Source organism: Micromonospora vulcania, assembly GCF_042658605.1.
Taxonomy (GTDB): domain Bacteria; phylum Actinomycetota; class Actinomycetes; order Mycobacteriales; family Micromonosporaceae; genus Micromonospora; species Micromonospora vulcania.
Map to the genome: position 1 here is coordinate 249,676 of NZ_JBHSQS010000008.1, position 15,623 is coordinate 265,298.

General features: G+C 72.7%; 14 protein-coding genes and 3 tRNA genes. 11 read left to right on the plus strand and 6 right to left on the minus strand.

Annotation, left to right across the window (positions count from 1 at the left end; all coding sequences use genetic code 11):
* Nucleotides 1-27 precede the first annotated feature (27 nt).
* Nucleotides 28-453 (plus strand): alternative ribosome rescue aminoacyl-tRNA hydrolase ArfB, encoded by a 426-nt coding sequence (gene arfB, locus ACFQGL_RS16110; RefSeq protein WP_377512355.1) that lies wholly within the window; start codon nt 28-30, stop codon nt 451-453.
* Nucleotides 454-482: 29 nt separating this feature from the next.
* On the opposite strand, the gene ACFQGL_RS16115 is transcribed toward arfB, so the two are convergent.
* Complete coding sequence (locus ACFQGL_RS16115) at nt 483-1,388, minus strand: RICIN domain-containing protein (RefSeq protein ID WP_377512358.1); 906 nt, start codon at nt 1,386-1,388, stop codon at nt 483-485.
* Nucleotides 1,389-1,615: 227 nt separating this feature from the next.
* Here ACFQGL_RS16115 and ACFQGL_RS16120 point away from each other — a divergent pair, with 227 nt between their 5' ends.
* Both ACFQGL_RS16120 and ACFQGL_RS16125 read left to right on the plus strand, forming a co-directional pair.
* A complete protein-coding gene (locus ACFQGL_RS16120) occupies nt 1,616-2,614 on the plus strand; it encodes an aldo/keto reductase (protein ID WP_377512360.1) in 999 nt (332 codons plus the stop codon).
* Nucleotides 2,615-2,687: 73 nt separating this feature from the next.
* Nucleotides 2,688-3,284, plus strand: a complete 597-nt coding sequence (locus ACFQGL_RS16125) for a TetR/AcrR family transcriptional regulator (RefSeq protein WP_377512363.1) — start codon at nt 2,688-2,690, stop codon at nt 3,282-3,284.
* Between the two features lie 15 nt (nt 3,285-3,299).
* Here the strand turns inward: ACFQGL_RS16125 and ACFQGL_RS16130 are convergent, their stop codons facing one another.
* Nucleotides 3,300-4,166 carry a 3-methyladenine DNA glycosylase gene (locus tag ACFQGL_RS16130; RefSeq protein ID WP_377512365.1) on the minus strand — a complete coding sequence of 289 codons (867 nt, stop codon included), beginning with the start codon at nt 4,164-4,166 and terminating at the stop codon, nt 3,300-3,302.
* Between the two features lie 31 nt (nt 4,167-4,197).
* Nucleotides 4,198-5,691, minus strand: coding sequence for a hypothetical protein (locus ACFQGL_RS16135; protein WP_377512368.1), 1,494 nt, complete (start codon nt 5,689-5,691; stop codon nt 4,198-4,200).
* A gap of 175 nt (nt 5,692-5,866) precedes the next feature.
* On the opposite strand from ACFQGL_RS16135, the gene ACFQGL_RS16140 reads away from it, so the two are divergent.
* The 4 genes from ACFQGL_RS16140 (at nt 5,867) to ACFQGL_RS16155 (ending at nt 7,317) form a co-directional block, all read left to right on the plus strand.
* On the plus strand, nt 5,867-6,670 hold the full coding sequence (locus tag ACFQGL_RS16140; RefSeq protein WP_377512371.1) for a fumarylacetoacetate hydrolase family protein: 804 nt from the start codon (nt 5,867-5,869) through the stop codon (nt 6,668-6,670).
* 108 nt (nt 6,671-6,778) lie between these two features.
* Nucleotides 6,779-6,850 (plus strand) — tRNA-Gln (locus ACFQGL_RS16145).
* Nucleotides 6,851-6,983: 133 nt separating this feature from the next.
* Nucleotides 6,984-7,056: transfer RNA gene (locus ACFQGL_RS16150), tRNA-Glu, on the plus strand.
* 188 nt (nt 7,057-7,244) lie between these two features.
* Nucleotides 7,245-7,317 (plus strand) — tRNA-Glu (locus tag ACFQGL_RS16155).
* Between the two features lie 75 nt (nt 7,318-7,392).
* Here the strand turns inward: ACFQGL_RS16155 and ACFQGL_RS16160 are convergent.
* Nucleotides 7,393-8,079, minus strand: a complete 687-nt coding sequence (locus ACFQGL_RS16160; protein ID WP_091671614.1) for an IclR family transcriptional regulator — start codon at nt 8,077-8,079, stop codon at nt 7,393-7,395.
* Between the two features lie 49 nt (nt 8,080-8,128).
* Between ACFQGL_RS16160 and leuC the strand changes: the two genes are divergently transcribed.
* The 4 genes from leuC to ACFQGL_RS16180 all read left to right on the plus strand — a co-directional run bounded on the left by leuC (nt 8,129) and on the right by ACFQGL_RS16180 (nt 13,152).
* Nucleotides 8,129-9,574 (plus strand): 3-isopropylmalate dehydratase large subunit, encoded by a 1,446-nt coding sequence (gene leuC / locus ACFQGL_RS16165; RefSeq protein WP_377512374.1) that lies wholly within the window; start codon nt 8,129-8,131, stop codon nt 9,572-9,574.
* Between the two features lie 14 nt (nt 9,575-9,588).
* Nucleotides 9,589-10,176 (plus strand): 3-isopropylmalate dehydratase small subunit, encoded by a 588-nt coding sequence (leuD, locus tag ACFQGL_RS16170; RefSeq protein ID WP_377512377.1) that lies wholly within the window; start codon nt 9,589-9,591, stop codon nt 10,174-10,176.
* A gap of 171 nt (nt 10,177-10,347) precedes the next feature.
* Nucleotides 10,348-11,034: an HU family DNA-binding protein gene (locus tag ACFQGL_RS16175; protein WP_377512380.1), complete on the plus strand. Its 687-nt coding sequence runs from the start codon at nt 10,348-10,350 to the stop codon at nt 11,032-11,034.
* Nucleotides 11,035-11,169: 135 nt separating this feature from the next.
* A complete protein-coding gene (locus ACFQGL_RS16180; RefSeq protein WP_377512383.1) occupies nt 11,170-13,152 on the plus strand; it encodes an endonuclease/exonuclease/phosphatase family protein in 1,983 nt (660 codons plus the stop codon).
* A gap of 66 nt (nt 13,153-13,218) precedes the next feature.
* Here the strand turns inward: ACFQGL_RS16180 and ACFQGL_RS16185 are convergent, their stop codons facing one another.
* Together ACFQGL_RS16185 and ACFQGL_RS16190 are read right to left on the minus strand one after the other, a co-directional pair.
* Nucleotides 13,219-14,097, minus strand: a complete 879-nt coding sequence (locus ACFQGL_RS16185) for an NUDIX hydrolase (protein ID WP_377512386.1) — start codon at nt 14,095-14,097, stop codon at nt 13,219-13,221.
* Nucleotides 14,085-15,605: a CYTH and CHAD domain-containing protein gene (locus tag ACFQGL_RS16190; protein ID WP_377512389.1), complete on the minus strand. Its 1,521-nt coding sequence runs from the start codon at nt 15,603-15,605 to the stop codon at nt 14,085-14,087. The genes ACFQGL_RS16185 and ACFQGL_RS16190 overlap by 13 nt, the downstream gene beginning before the upstream one ends.
* Between the last annotated feature and the right edge of the window lie 18 nt (nt 15,606-15,623).

Below are 15,623 nucleotides of genomic sequence, written 5' to 3' on the forward strand. Positions count from 1 at the left end.
AGCGCCGGCGGAGGTTAGCCTCGGGGCGTGGACGACGGACTGCGGGTGACCGACCGGTGGGTCGTCCCTGCCGGAGAACTGCGGGAGCGCTTCTCCCGTTCGTCCGGGCCGGGTGGGCAGGGTGTCAACACCGCCGACTCCCGGGTCGAGCTGAGCTACGACCTGGCCAACTCGCCGGGTGTGCCCGACTCGGTCCGCGCCCGGGCGCTGGCCCGACTGGCCAACCGCCTGGTGGACGGCGTGCTGACGATCGCGGCCAGCGAGCACCGGGCGCAGTTGGCCAACCGGGAGGCGGCCCGCGAGCGGCTGATCGCGCTGCTGCGTGAGGCCGCGGCTCCTCCGCCGCCTCCGCGCCGGCCGACCCGCCCGTCCCGGGGTGCCAAGGAGCGCCGACTGGCCGAGAAGAAGCGCCAGTCCCAGCGCAAGCGCGACCGCCGCGCCGACGGCGAGTAGCTAAGCCACGAACTCCGACCAGCGTGCGGTCAGCCGGTGAAGCTCCACGCCTGGTTCTGGCCGCCGATGCACTCCCACTGCTGGACGAAGGCACCGGGCGCGGGCGCCGTCAGGGCGGAGTTGGCGGCATCGAGGCACTTGTCGCTGTGCCCGGCCCGCAACTCCCACTTGTCGTCCGCCCGGCGCTGAAGGTGCCAGGTCTGGTTCGCGCGCCAGCCGCAGCTCTCCAATACCAGGCCGGCCCCGTTGCCGGTGTTGCCGTCGCGCACGCTCAGGCACTGCCCGCTGGCGGCGTCCATGATTTCGAAAGCGTTCTGGTAGGCGACCCGTCCGCCCCGGCGTAGGAAACGGAACCGCTGGGTCGGCTGGTTCATATCCGGTTTCACCTTCATGTCCGCCGCATCCACGACCAGGTCGTTCCGGCCGGAATAGACGCTGTGGAGTCGATCGAGTTCGCCGAATTGGACAAACGGTACGGTCGTGGTTTCGCCTCGTTTCGAGACGGTCGCCACCCACCGATTGGATGCGGTCTCGTTGAATCTCTTGTGTGTTTCGCGGACCTGGGGTGCGACGCAGAGATGGTCCTTGGGCGTCGCCTCGCGCCACACGAATCCCTGCTGGCACGTTTCGGGCCCGAAGGTCTGATCGGCCGGGTTGCGGAACTGATTGGGATTGCGGTTGTCCAGTTTCACGAACTGCCGGGTCTTGGGGTCCACGCAGACGTGGTCGTCCGGTCTGGCCTCACGCCACACGTTCCCCTGAGTGCAGGTGGAGGGCCCAAACGGCCCGAACGCGGCGGATACGCCGTTGACCGGGGGACCGGCGAATGCCGTGTCGCCGGGCGTCCAATTCGCGGACGCAGGCGTTTCGGACGCCGTTATGCCGATCGTCAGAAGACCGGCAAGAAACATCAGTGATCGCGCACCGGTAATCACGAGAATCAAGCTAACACGACGCGCCGAGCCGCCGGTGCGAAACAATCAGGTCGATCGTCGGTGGCCGTCCATCCAGATGCCGTCAAATCGAATTGCCGCAGGCCGTTGGACCATCAAATGCGGGCCGGCGCGGTGCAGGTGACGCCGTGCCATCGACTGACAGAATCTGGCATCTGTCAGCTCAACGGTGTACGGTCGTCAGGTACCCCACGGTGAGAGGAAGACCCATGGACACCCGCACCCTCGGCACCACCGGCCCGACCGTCTCCGCGCTCGGGCTCGGCCTGATGGGCATGTCGGACCTCTACGGCGCCGCCGACGAGGCCGAGAGCATCGCCACCATCCACGCCGCGCTGGACGCCGGTGTGACCCTGCTGGACACCGGCGACTTCTACGGGATGGGGCACAACGAGCTGCTGCTGCGCGAGGCACTGCGCGGCCGCAACCGCGACGACGCCGTGATCAGTGTCAAGTTCGGCGCACTGCGCGACGCCGAGGGCGGTTGGAACGGCGTCGACGTCCGACCCGCCGCGATCAAGAACTTTCTGGCGTACACCCTGCGCCGGCTCGGCACCGACCACGTCGACATCTACCGCCCCGCGCGGCTCTCGCCGGACGTGCCGGTCGAGGAGGTGGTGGGCACCATCGCCGAGCTGGTCAAGGCAGGCCATGTCCGGCACATCGGCCTGTCCGAGGTGAGCGCCGAGACGCTGCGCCGGGCGTACGCGGTGCACCCGATCACCGATCTCCAGATCGAATACTCACTGATCTCCCGCAACCCGGAGACCGACATCCTGCCGACGGCCCGCGAGCTGGGCGTCGGGATCACCGCCTACGGGGTGCTCTCCCGGGGGCTGATCAGCGGCCACTGGACGGCGGGGCGGCAGACCTCCGGCACCGACTTCCGCAGCCACCTGCCCCGGTTCGCCGGCGCGAACCTGGACCGCAACCTGGCCCTGGTGGAAGCCCTACGCACCATCGCCGAGGCCCGGGGCGTCACCGTGGCGCAGATCGCCATCGCCTGGGTGCTCGCCCGGGGCGGAAACATCGTGCCGCTGATCGGCGCCCGCCGCCGGGACCGGCTGACCGAGGCCCTGGGAGCCGCGATCCTCACCCTGACCGAGGCCGACCTGGCCGCCATCGAGGCCGCCGTCCCGCCCGGTGCGGCGGCCGGCACCCGCTACGACGAGGCGCAGATGGCGATGCTGGACAGCGAGCGGGCATGACCATCCGACCGTGGCGCGGCCGTCGGCCGGGGGCCGCGCCACGGCCGGCCGCACGGTCAGGGAGGCTGGGCTGATGAGCGACACCACCGCCCTGTCCGCCGGCCGCATCCTCGACGCCGCCGAGGAGGTGCTGCGTCGGTACGGGCCGGCCAAGGCCACCGTGCTGGACGTCGCCCGCGCGCTGGGCGTCAGCCACGGCAGCGTCTACCGGCACTTCGCCAGCAAGGCCGCGCTGCGCGAGGCGGTCGCCGAACGCTGGCTGGCGCGGGTCTCCACCCCGCTGGTCGAGGTGGCCACCAGCACCGAGCCGGCCGCCCAGCGGCTCCGCCGGTGGCTGGCCGAGCTGAGCGGCACCAAGCGCCGGATGGCCCGGGAGGACCCGGAGCTGTTCGCCAACTTCCACCAGCTCGCCGAAGTCTCCGAGGGCGTGGTCGCCAACCACCTGGAGGTTCTCGCCGGTCAGCTCAGCGTGATCGTCGCGGACGGGGTGGCGGCCGGCGAGTTCACCGTGTCCGATCCGGCGGTGGCCGGGCGGGCGTTGCTCCAGGCCACCGCGAGATTCCACCACCCGGCCCACCGTGCCGAGTGGAGCGAGCCGGGCCTCGACGACGACCTGGCCGCGGTGGTCGCACTGCTCATCGACGGCCTGCGTACCCGCCCGACCGGCTGAACCGACCGCGGACGGTCAGGCCGGAACGGCGGCGAGCAGCCGGTCGCGCAGCACCGCCGCCCGGTCGGCGAACCCGCGCTGGGCGGCGGCGTACTCGGCCCGGCCCTCCGGGGTCTCCACGCGTACCGGCGGATGACCGAGCGCGGCCAGGTCGTACGGGCTGGCCCGCATGTCCAGGGTGCGGATCTCCCGGGTGAGCGCGAAGGCGTCCGCCACCAGTTCCGAGCTGACCAGCGGAGAGAGCTTGTACGCCCACTTGTACAGGTCCATGTTGGCGTGCAGGCAGCCCGGCTGTTCGTTCGCGTGCTGGGTCTCCCGGGTCGGGCTGAGCAGGTTCAACGGCCGGGCCGGCGGGGTGAAGAACCGGAACGCGTCGAAGTGGCTGCACCGCACGCCCCGCTCCTGCACGACCTCGGCGGTCCGCTCCGGGGTCAACCGCAACGGCCAGGCGTTGTGCCGCAGCTCATCCTGGGTCTGCCGGTAGACCATCGCCCACTCGTGCATCCCGAAGCAGCCGAAGTGCGGCGTCCGCCCCGAGGTGGCCGCCAGCAGCGAGCGGATCCAGGCGATCGAGTCGCCGCGCCGCCCGCGTACCGCCTCGGTGTCGAGGGTGACCCCGGCGGTGGTGGCGCGGTAGTCCCGGCCGAACTCGGCCGGGTCGGCGCCGCGCAGCTCGACCCCGGCGCCCGGATGCCACCGGCGGAGCTGGGCCGGCCGGTGCGAGTAGTAGCTGAACAGGAAGTCGGCAACCGGGTGCCGCTCGCCCCGACGACGACGGGCCAGGTGCGGGGTCAGCCAGGCGTCCACCCGCTCCTGGTGGGCACGGCGGCGGGCCTGCCAGGCCGTTCCGTCGAGCACGGCGGGAGCGAGGGCGGCGGTCACGGATCCCAGGGTACGACCGCCGCCCGAGCACTCACCGGGGCATGTCCACCCGTACGCCGGCGGAGAAGACCCCACTGCGCAACTCCAGCTGCCGGGGCGGGTCCCGCCCGTCGACCGTGAAGACCAGCGGGAGGACCACCCGGCTGCCCGCCGCCATCGGGTCGGCGAAGACGTCCCGGCCCAGATTGGCGGCCCGGGTGGCCGGCTCGTCGGTGCTCACCCAACGGCCTCCGGGCAGGTACGCCCGTTGCAGCTGGCCGTGCCAGGTCTGGTGGTCGCCGGTGACGTTGCGCACGCCCACGGTGGCCTGGCAGCGCCGCCCGGCCGCCGGTGCGGCGCTACTGCCGGCCGCACTGCCGGGGCCACCGCAGGACATCCGGTAGACGGTGAACTCGAACGCCGACTCCCGCAGCGGTACGCCCACCGGTCCGGTGACCCCGGCACCCCTCCACGCCCCGTTGGTCGGCTGTTTCTGGGTGTCGATCGCCGCGACCCGCTGGGTCGCCGTCCACCCCGCCGCACCGATGACGCCGGCCAGCACGGCCACGGCCGCTCCCACCAGCAACCAGACCGGCGGGGTACGCCGACGCGTCACCGGGGCCGGGGCGGCCGGTCGCGGGTAGATCGTCCCGCGTCCACCGCTGGGACCCTCGCTGGAGGCGAGGGCGGCGGCCGCGACCCGACCCCCGCGCCGCCGTCGCCACCGCCACAGGACGACCCCAGCGGCGCTGAGCAGCAGCAGGACGGCCAGCCCGGCCAGCAGCACCGGGATCCGCTGCCACGGCGGTGCCGCGGTGGCCTCGGCCGCCGGAGCCGCCGCGCCCGCGCCCTGCCAGGTGGCGGTGGCGCAGTCGTACGGCCGGGTGCCGTCACTGGTGAACGCGCAGGCCGGCGCGGTCAGCGTCCGACCCGGGGCGGTCGCGGTGAGCGCGGTGCCGAGCGTGGTGGTGCTGTGTGCGGGCAGTCTCAACCGCCAGGTCACCTCCGCGGTGGACCCGGCGCTGCGGGTTGCCTGGCCACCCGCGCTGATCGCGGTGGCCGAGGAACCGGGCGGCAGCTCCTGGCGCACCGTCGTGTCGACGGGCGAGTTCCCGACGTTGCGGACGTGGATCCGGTACCGCGGTGCCGGGCTGCTCTCCGGGGCGACCGCGACCGTGACCGGTGGCGCGAGCCCGGACGCTGGTTTTCGGGACGGTGTCGCCATCGCTGGTGGGGCCGAGGGCGGGGTGGGCGCCGCGGCCCCTGCCCCGGGTGCCCGCGCGGCCACCGCGACCGGCGACGGAGTGGGCGTCGTCGCCCTGGGCGTGGTCGTCGGTGCTGGCGTGGTTGCCGGTCCTGGCGTGGCTGGTGATGGTGGCGCGGCTGGTGGTGGCGGCGCGGCTGGTGGTGGCGGCGTCGCGGCCGGTGGTCGTGGCGCGGCCATCGCCTCCGGAGCCGCCGCCGGCAGGGCCGGCAGGGCGGCGAGGATGCCGAGGCAGTGCACGAGCACTGCGAGGGCTCTGTGGTGTCGTGTCGATGCAGGCATACGAACGAACCTCCGGAGCCGACGCTAGGGGCGTGTGCGCTCCATGCGGGTACGAAGTCGGGAAGCCCGCCCCGGCCGTCATCGGCTCGGGTAGGGTGCCGCCGCTGTGACGGGTTGAGCACACCCGGCGGCCGGTCCTGGTCGGTGGACCCGTCGTCGGGGCTAGATTGGCCAGGTGCGTATCGCTCGTTTCGCTCATGCCAAGGGAATGTCGTTCGGGGCCGTCGAGGGCGAACCGGAGGCCGGGCCGCAGGGCCTGACCATCGCCGAGATCGAGGGTCACCCGTTCGGCCAACTCAACTTCAGCGGGGCCCGCTGGGCCCTCTCCGACGTCCGCCTGCTCTCACCGATCCTGCCCAGCAAGGTGGTCTGCGTCGGTCGCAACTACGCCGACCACGCCGCCGAACACGGCAACGAGGTGCCCAAGGAGCCGTTGCTCTTCCTCAAGCCGTCCACCTCGGTGATCGGCCCCCGGGACGCCATCCGGCTGCCGATCTTCTCCAAGCAGGTCGAGCACGAGGCGGAGTTGGCGGTGGTGATCGGGGCGCCGGGCGCGCGCCGGGCCGACCGGGCCGCCGCCGAACGCGCCATCTTCGGCTACACCTGCGCCAACGACGTCACCGCTCGGGATCTCCAGCGCTCGGACGGGCAGTGGACCCGGGCCAAGGGCTTCGACTCGTTCTGCCCGATCGGTCCGTGGATCACCACCGGGCTGGACGTCTCCGACCTGGAGATCCGGTGCGAGGTGGGCCGCAACCCGGAGGAGATGGAGGTACGCCAACTCGGCCGTACGAAGGACATGGTCTTCGACGTGCCGGGCCTGGTGTCGTACATCTCCCACGTGATGACCCTGCTGCCCGGCGACGTGGTGCTCACCGGCACGCCGGCTGGGGTTAGCCCGCTCGTCGAGGGGGATACCGTCACCGTGCGGATTGAGGGCATCGGCGAGCTCAGCAACCCGGTGGTCCCCGTCGCCTGAACCGTCTGATGCCCCTGTTTCCGCAGCTCACAAGTGGTTCGGGGGTATCGGATTTGGCCGGTCGGCACCGGGAGGGTAAAGTTCCTTCCCGGCGCCGCAAGGGGCCAATGGGGTATGGGGTAATTGGCAGCCCAACTGATTCTGGTTCAGTTAGTCTAGGTTCGAGTCCTGGTACCCCAGCGCAGCTGGGATTCGCAAGAATCCCGGTCGCTGGATTCTGACGGAGTTCGACTCCGCCCCTGCGGGGGTGGGGATGATCTCTGGTAGAGTGCAGCTCCTCCGCCCGCACGGGTGGAGGAGCGGAATTAGTTCTGGCCCCGTCGTCTAGTGGCCCAGGACGCCGCCCTCTCAAGGCGGTAGCGCCGGTTCGAATCCGGTCGGGGCTACACAGTGCACAGCCCGTCTCACTCGTGAGGCGGGCTGTTTCGTTTCCCAACCCGGTTGTGTCGCGCCTGTTGTGTCGAGGGCCCATGCTGGCGTCTCTGGTGGCCCGCACCCCGTGCTCGTCGGCCAAGGACGGTGCCGCTAGACTACAGCCGCACCGCTCGCGAGGGCGGTGAAGCAGAAAAGTTCTGGCCCCGTCGTCTAGTGGCCCAGGACGCCGCCCTCTCAAGGCGGTAGCGCCGGTTCGAATCCGGTCGGGGCTACAAACAAAGGCTCGTCTCGCTCCCGCGAGACGAGCCTTCCTGCTTCCCCCACCGCGGACAGGGGGTGGGGTGGGGTTAGAGGCCGGAGAGGCGTTGGCCGGCTCTTACTACCGCCATGGCGTGGCGTTCGCCGGGGCGGCGGCCGAGGCGCTCGATGGGACCGGAGATGCTGATCGAGGCGATCACCCGGCCGGTGCGGTCCCGGATCGGAGCGGAGACGCTCGCCACACCGGCCTCCCGCTCGGCGACGCTCTGCGCCCACCCCCGACGGCGTACCTCGGCCAGCGTGCGGCCGGTGAACTTGCTACGCGGCAGCAGCGGCATCACCGCCTCCGGCGGCTCCCAGGCGAGCAGGATCTGGGCCGCGGAACCGGCGGTCATCGGCAGCACCGAGCCGACCGGCACGGTGTCCCGCAGGCCGCTGGCGCGTTCCGCCGCCGCCACGCAGATCCGCTCGTCCGCGCGGCGCAGATAGAGCTGAGCGCTCTCGCCGGTGGCGTCGCGCAGCGCGGCCAGCAACGGCTCGGCGGCGGTCAGCAGGACGTCCGGCGCGGCGTTGGCCAGCTCGCCCAGTCGGGGGCCGGGACGCCAGCGGCCCTGGGTGTCCCGGACCAGCATCCGATGGATTTCCAGTGCCTGTGCCAGCCGGTGTGCGGTGGCCCGGGGCAGCTTCGTGCGTTCAACGAGTTCGGCCAGGCTGGCGCCGTCGACGCAGGCGGCCAGGATGACCACCGCCTTGTCGAGAACGCCGACACCGCTCATACTGTGTCCCACAAGCCGAAACTTACCTCCCAGAATTTAGGATGTCCAGATGGTGGGAGTCACTCCTGAGCCGAGGACCCTGGCCGAGAAGGTCTGGGACGCGCACGTCGTACGGTCCGCCGCTGGTGAGCCGGACCTGCTCTTCATCGACCTGCACCTGCTGCACGAGGTGACCAGCCCGCAGGCGTTCGACGGGCTGCGGCTCGCCGGGCGCCGGGTGCGCCGTACCGACCTGACGCTCGCGACCGAGGACCACAACACCCCGACCGGGTACGCCGATCCGGCGTTTCGGTCCCGCCGTGGTGACCTGCTCACCATCGCGGACCCCACGTCGCGTACGCAGATCGAGACGCTACGCCGCAACTGCGCCGAGTTCGGCGTGCGGCTGCACCCGCTCGGCGACGACAACCAGGGCATCGTGCACGTGATCGGCCCGCAGCTCGGGCTCACCCAGCCGGGCCTGACGATCGTCTGCGGCGACTCGCACACCGCCACCCACGGCGCGTTCGGCGCGCTCGCCTTCGGCATCGGCACCAGCGAGGTGGAGCACGTGCTGGCCACCCAGACGCTGCCGCAGAGCCGGCCGAAGACCATGGCCGTGAACGTCACCGGGCGACTCGCCCCCGGTGTGACCGCCAAGGATCTGGTGCTCGCGCTGATCGCCCAGGTCGGCACCGGTGGCGGCCGGGGCCACATCGTCGAGTATCGCGGCGAAGCCATCCAGGACCTCTCCATGGAGGGGCGGATGACCATCGCCAACATGTCCATCGAGTGGGGCGCCAAGGCCGGCATGATCGCGCCGGACGAGACCACCTTCGCGTACCTCAAGGGTCGGCCCAACGCGCCGCAGGGCGCGGACTGGGACGCGGCGCTGGCGTGGTGGCGGACGCTGCCCACCGACGAGGGCGCGCGCTTCGACGCGGAGGTGACCCTGGACGCGAGCCGGATCACCCCGTTCGTCACCTGGGGCACCAACCCCGGTCAGGGCGCACCGCTGAGCGCGCCGGTGCCCGACCCGGAGGAGTTCGCCAACGACTCGGAGCGCGCCGCCGCCCGCCGCGCGCTGGAGTACATGGACCTGCGCCCCGGCACTCCGCTGCGCGAGCTGCCGATCGACGTGGTCTTCGTGGGTTCCTGCACCAACGGCCGGCTGGAGGACCTGCGGGCCGCCGCCGACGTACTGCGCGGCCATCAGGTGGCTGACGGCGTACGGATGCTCGTGGTGCCCGGCTCCGCCGCCGTACGGGAGGCCGCCGAGGCCGAGGGTCTGGACAAGGTCTTCGCCGACGCGGGCGCCGAGTGGCGGTTCGCCGGCTGCTCGATGTGCCTCGGGATGAACCCGGACACGCTCAAGCCGGGCGAGCGGTCCGCCTCCACCTCGAACCGCAACTTCGAGGGCCGCCAGGGCCGCGGTGGGCGTACGCACCTGGTCTCCCCGCCGGTCGCCGCCGCCACCGCCGTGGTCGGTCGGCTGGCCGCCCCCGCTGATCTGTAGAAGGGACCGAGGAGATGGACAAGTTCACCACGCACACCGGCACCGCCGTGCCGCTGCGGCGTTCCAACGTGGACACCGATCAGATCATCCCGGCCGTGTACCTCAAGCGGGTGACCCGCACGGGATTCGCCGACGGACTGTTCAACGCCTGGCGCGAAGATCCGACATTCGTGTTCAACGATCCGTCGTATTCCGGTGCGTCGATCCTCGTCGCCGGCCCGGAGTTCGGCACGGGCTCCTCGCGCGAGCACGCCGTCTGGGCGCTGCGGGACTGGGGCTTCCGGGCGGTGGTGGCCCCGCGCTTCGGCGACATCTTCCGCGGCAACGCCCTCAAGGAGGGTCTGCTGCCGGTCGAGTTGGAATTGAAGGCCGTCGAGGAGTTGTGGGATCTCATCGAGGCGGATCCGAGCACCCCGGTGACCGTCGACCTGACCTCCCGCCAGCTCCGGGCGGGCAATGCCAGCTGGTCGTTCCCGCTGGACGACTTCAGCCGCTGGCGGTTGCTGGAGGGCCTGGACGACATTGGACTCACCCTCCGGCACGCCTCCGATATCGACGCGTATGAGGCCAGCCGACTGCCGTTCCTGCCCTCGGTGGCATAGCCGTACGCCCCAGCACGCATCGGATTCGCCCCTACCGGACCAACCGGTGGGGGCGAATCTGTTGCGACACAAGGGATTTTTTCTACCGAATGTTTGTGTCCCGGCAGCACAGGGCATACCGTGCGCGCAGAATGGCTCGCGTCGAGTCAGTTGCACAATTGGGAGGAAGCAGTGAACAAGGCCGAGCTCATCGAGGCGCTCGCCGTTCGCCTGGGGGACCGGAAGACGGCGACGGCCGCGCTCGACGCGGTTCTCGCTGAGGTCCAGGCGGCGGTCACCAAGGGCGAGAAGGTGGCGATCACCGGATTCGGAGCCTTTGAAAAGCGTGCACGTGGCGCGCGAACAGCGCGCAACCCGCGTACCGGCGAGGCGGTGAAGGTCAAGAAGACATCCGTCCCGACCTTCCGCGCCGGCGCCGGCTTCAAGGAGATGGTGGCCAGCGGCAAGGTGCCGAAGGCCACGGCGGCGGCGAAGAAGACCGCCACCGCCACCACCAAGGCCACCGGCACCAAGGCGGCGGGCACGAAGGCGACCGGCACCAAGGCGGCAGGCACCAAGGCCACCGCCACCAAGGCCGCCAGCAAGAAGACCGCCCCGGCCAAGGCGAGCAAGACCACGGCGACCAAGACGGCCGCCAGCAAGAAGACCGCCCCGGCCAAGGCGAGCAAGACCACGGCGACCAAGACGGTCGCCAGCAAGAAGACCGCCCCGGCGAAGAAGAGCGCCGCGGCGACCAAGTCTGTCGCGGCGAAGAAGACCACCGCGACGGCGAGCAAGAGCGCGGCGGCCAAGAAGACGGCGGCCAAGAAGGCGCCGGCGAAGAAGGCTCCGGCCAAGAAGGCGGCCAGCAAGCGCTGACCACCCTCGCGAAGGGCGTCCACCCGTGGGTGGGCGCCCTTCGGCGTACCCGGAGCGTTGACCCGGCCCGCCGCTCCGCGCAGAATCGCCGTGCCGGCCACCCCCAGCCGGTCCGCCGACGGGAAGAGGGCGCCGGTGCGCTACCGCCTGTTCACCACCGGATCGCTCGCGCTGGGCGTCATCCTGCTCATCGACGTGCTGCGGGTCTGGCTGCCCGGCATCATCACCATCTTCGGTCAGGCCGCGTCCACCCCGGCCGAGCTGATGGGCGCCTTCGCCCTCGTCTGGTTCCTGCTCGCGCTGGCCGCCCCGGCACTCGTCCGGCGGGTGGGCGCCCGTCCGGTCGCCGTCACGGCGGCCGTGCTGCTGGGCGCCGCGCGTCTCGCGCTCACCGCCACTCCCGGTGGGCGTCCGCAGCTCTGGTTGGCCACCGCGGGTCTGCTCGCCGGGCTGGTCTGGCTGGTCGGCACCGCCGCCGGCACCGACCGGCCGGTGCCGGGGCTGGCGCTGGGGCTGGCGGTCAACGCCGCCGTACACGCGCTCCTGGACACCAACGACCTGGTCTGGCGCGGTGACTGGGTGGCCTGGCTGCTCAGCGCCGTCGCGGTGACGCTGTTCCTGCTCAGCACCGCGCTGCCCGGCACGGCAGCGCTGCCCGACGGCCCGGCCGGCCCTGGCGGTGTGCGGGCCTGGCTGCTGGCCGGGCCGGCGCTGCTGTTGGCCGGGATGGTGGCGCTCTCACCGGCGCTGGCCCGGACCGGGACCTCGTACCTGGTCGCCGGGGACGGTGTCGCCAGCACACCGCTGTTCGGGCTGGCCCCGGTGCCGGTGGCGGTCGCCGGATTCCTCCTGACCGCGCTGACCGCCCCACCCCGCCGCCTCGGCCGGTTGCTCGGCCCGGTGGCGCTGCTGGCCGGTGCGGTGCTCTTCGCCCTCGACCGTGGCGACCTGCTCGTCCCGGCCGTTCTGCTCGCCGCCGTCGGTCTCGGCGCATGCCTCGCCCGCACCGACGACGCCGACCGTCCCGCGACGGCCGCCGACGCCGAAGACGCCGGCCGGGCCGAAGGCGCCGACGCCGACCGCTCCGCAACGGCCGACAACACCGGGGATGCGCAGGGTGGCGTCCGGGCGGCGGGCCGCCGGGGGTACGCGGTCGCCGCCGGCATGCTCGTCTTCGCGCTCGGGTCGGTCGGCTACTACTCCGCCTACGACCTGGGCTACCCCAACGGCGCGGTGCCGGTGGTGGTCGCCGTGCTCGTCGCCGCCGTGGCCCTCACCACCCGTACGGCCGCGCGCCCGGCCCCGGGACCGTTGCCGCCACTGCGAACCACCGCCGGGGTCACCGCGTTGGCCCTGCTGGCGCCGCTGCTGGCCGACGGGCTGCCGGTGGCCAGCAACCGCGACGGCCCGCCGGAACGGCTCACCGTGGTGGCGTACAACGTTCGGATGGGTTTCGGGCTGGACGGCCGGTTCGACCTGGCTGGGCTGACCGACGTGGTCCGTCGACAGGGGCCCGACGTGGTGCTGCTCAGCGAGGTGGACCGGGGCTGGCTGCTCAACGGCGGCCACGACACCCTGGACCTGCTGGCCGACCGGCTCGGGATGCCGTACGTCTTCGGACCGGCCGCCGATCCCGTCTGGGGCGACGCGGTGCTCAGCCGCTGGCCGGTCACCGATCCACGGACCCTGCCGCTGCCCGCCGTCGGTGCGCCCACCGGCGCGCAGGCCCTCGCCGTCACCCTGGACCTCGGCGACGGCGTCCGCACCGCCGTGGTCAGCACCCACCTGCAACCACCGCCGGACCGGGGCCCGGTGGTCCAGGCCCGCGCGGTCGCCGACTTCGCCACCGGGTACGCGGCCGGCCGGCCGCTGGTGGTGGCCGGCGACCTGAACACCGAACCGGGCGACGAGGCGTTCGCGCAGTTCACCGACGCCGGTCTGGTGGACGCGTTGGCGGCCGCCCGACCGCTGGCGACCAGCCCCGCCGACGACCCACGCGAGCAGATCGACCACGTCTTCGTCTCACCCGGCCTGACACCCGGCGACGTGGTCGCGCCACGCGGCACGGCCAGCGATCACCTGCCGGTCGCGGTCACGCTCACCCTTGCGCCCCGCTGACGTCCCGCCTGCGGGCTCGGACGGGGGCGGGGGTAGGGCGCAACGGCACACGCGGGTCGACGGGCGCTACAGGCGGTCGGCGGCGAGCAGTCGGTCGGCGGTGAAGGCGAGCAGCCAACCACCGCCCTTCGGTGTGGTGAAGTCCTCGTCGGGGCGACCGGTGAGCAGTTCCAGTGCGCCCGGCAGCACCTTGCCCTGGCTGCACACCGCCAGTTGGCCGCCGGCGCCGGCGAGCTCCAGCACGCGGGCGGCGGTGGCGAGCACCCGCTCGTCGAGCTGCTGGCCCGGCTGTGGCTCGTCCAGGTCACCGCAGATCTCGATCGGCAGGTCGAGCAGGGCGGCGGCCGGGTCCAGGGTCTGTACGCAGCGGCGCGGCGAGGCCGACACCAGCCGGGCCGGCCGGACCAGGACGATCAGCCCGGCCAGCGCGTACGCCTGGGTCCACCCCTCGTCGTCCAGCGGCCGGCCGGTGTCCGGGCCGGACCAGGTGGCCCGCTTGCCGGCGTGCGCGTGCCGCACCAACGCGATCGTCGCGGTCACCGGCGGCAGTGCGGCGAACGCGGCCAGCACCTCGGCGTCGTGCGGGTAGCTGACCAGCCGGATCGCGTCGTCCACGGGGAGCCAGCGCAGGTCGTCCACCTCGGTGCCGGGCTGGAAGCCGCCGGAGGCCACCGCGAGCATCGACCAGTAGTCGACCACCTTCGGCTGGCCCTCGCTGCGGTAGCGCACCGACGGCAGCCGCACCTGTGGCACGCCCCGCACGTCGGCCTCCTCGGCCACCTCCCGTACCGCCGCCGCCAGCGGGTGCTCGCCCGGCTCCAGCTTGCCCTTCGGGAGGGTCCAGTCCCCGTAGCGCGGGCGGTGCACCACGCAGACCTGCACACCGTCGGCGGACGGCCGCCAGGGCACCCCGCCGGCGGCGCGGATGCCGGTCACCGCAGCCATCGGGTGCGTCGCGGCTTGGTGGCTCGCTGCCAGGTGGCCGGGAACCGGGCCCGCATCCGGCGTACCGCCTCGCGTTCCCGCTCGGCCAGCCGCCCGGCGGTGACCGCCAGCTCGTGGTCGTCCGGCCGCTCGGCGGCGATCTCCAGCCAGGTCTCGGCGGCAACGGCGGCGTCCTGATGCTCACCGAGCACGTCCTGCACGCCGGACAGCGCACGGGACAGCCGCCGCGCGGCCTTGCCGAGGGCCGGGGTCACCGCGTTGACCGCGTACCGGGCCTGCTTGCCCTGCTTACGCACGGCGTGCCAACGCTGTTCGGGCGCCAGCGGGTCGAGGCCGTCGACACCGTCCGGCCCGGTCAGCCGCCGCCACGGTCGGGCCACCAGCCCCGGTAGCGCCCGCGCGGCGGGCGCGGTCGCCCGGCGGGTGAGCCGGGGTGCGCGGGCGGCCAGCACCAGGGCGTCCACCAGGGTGCGGTAACGCGCGGAGCGCAGTGCCTCGTCGACGGCGGCGAGCGCCTGCCGCTGCCGCACGTCGAGCACCTGGTCCAGTCGGTGCACGGCGGCCGGGTCGAGAGGGCTGAGCGGGTCGGCGGTCGCGGTACGCCGCAGCCGGTCGCGCAGCACCTCGGCGTCGCGGGCCGCACCCAGCACCCCGGCCAGCCAGTGCAGTTCGGTCCGCAGCGGGCGGGACCAGGCCCTGCGCAGCAGCGGTTTGAAGGTACGCAGGTCGCTGCGGAGCCGCCGGATGGCAACCCGCATCTGGTGTACGGCGGTGTCGCCGTCGCCGACCGCCGCGTGCAGCCGGACCAGCGGGTCGTGCGCCAGCAGCCGGCCCACCTCCTTGCGGACGGCTTCGGTCACCACGTCCCCGGCGGTGGGATCGGCCCCCAGCCCGGCGGGCGGGACGAGGTCCGGGTCTGCCTGCGCCGCCGCGCCCAGCGCCCGTACGTGTTTCGGGGTGAACGATCCGCCCCGGGCACCGGCCTCGCGCAACACCGCGCCGACCCGGTCCAGCAGCCCCCGGTTGCCGCCCTTGAGCTCCACCTCCAGTTCGCGGAAGGTGCCGGTGGTGGCGCCGGACCCGTCGAGCACGGTCACCCGGTCGTCCACCACCTCGACGAGCACCGTGCCGTCCTTGTCGCACACCTCGTGGGCGTGCCGGACGGTCCGCACCACCGTCACCGGGGTCAGTGGCTCGCCCCGGTGCAGGGTGGTGACGAGCTCCACGAGCTCCTGCGGCGGCTGGCCGACCGGCCCCGGGCGGGAGATCTCGTGCCGGACGCCGGGCGTCGACGTGGGCAGCTTCACCGTCCAGGGCAGCTCGTCGCCCTCGCGGTGACGCAGCGAGGCGCCGGCCCGGGCCAGCCGCAGGTCGACCGTGTCGAGGTAGCGGGCGATCAGCGTCATCGGCGGCAGCGCCCGGACCCGGCCACCGGCCGGCGGTGTGGCGGCCAGGTCCGGCAGCACGTACGCGGCGTCCACCTCGTACTTCTGTTCCTCCTCGACCATGAGGTCAGACTATGCCGC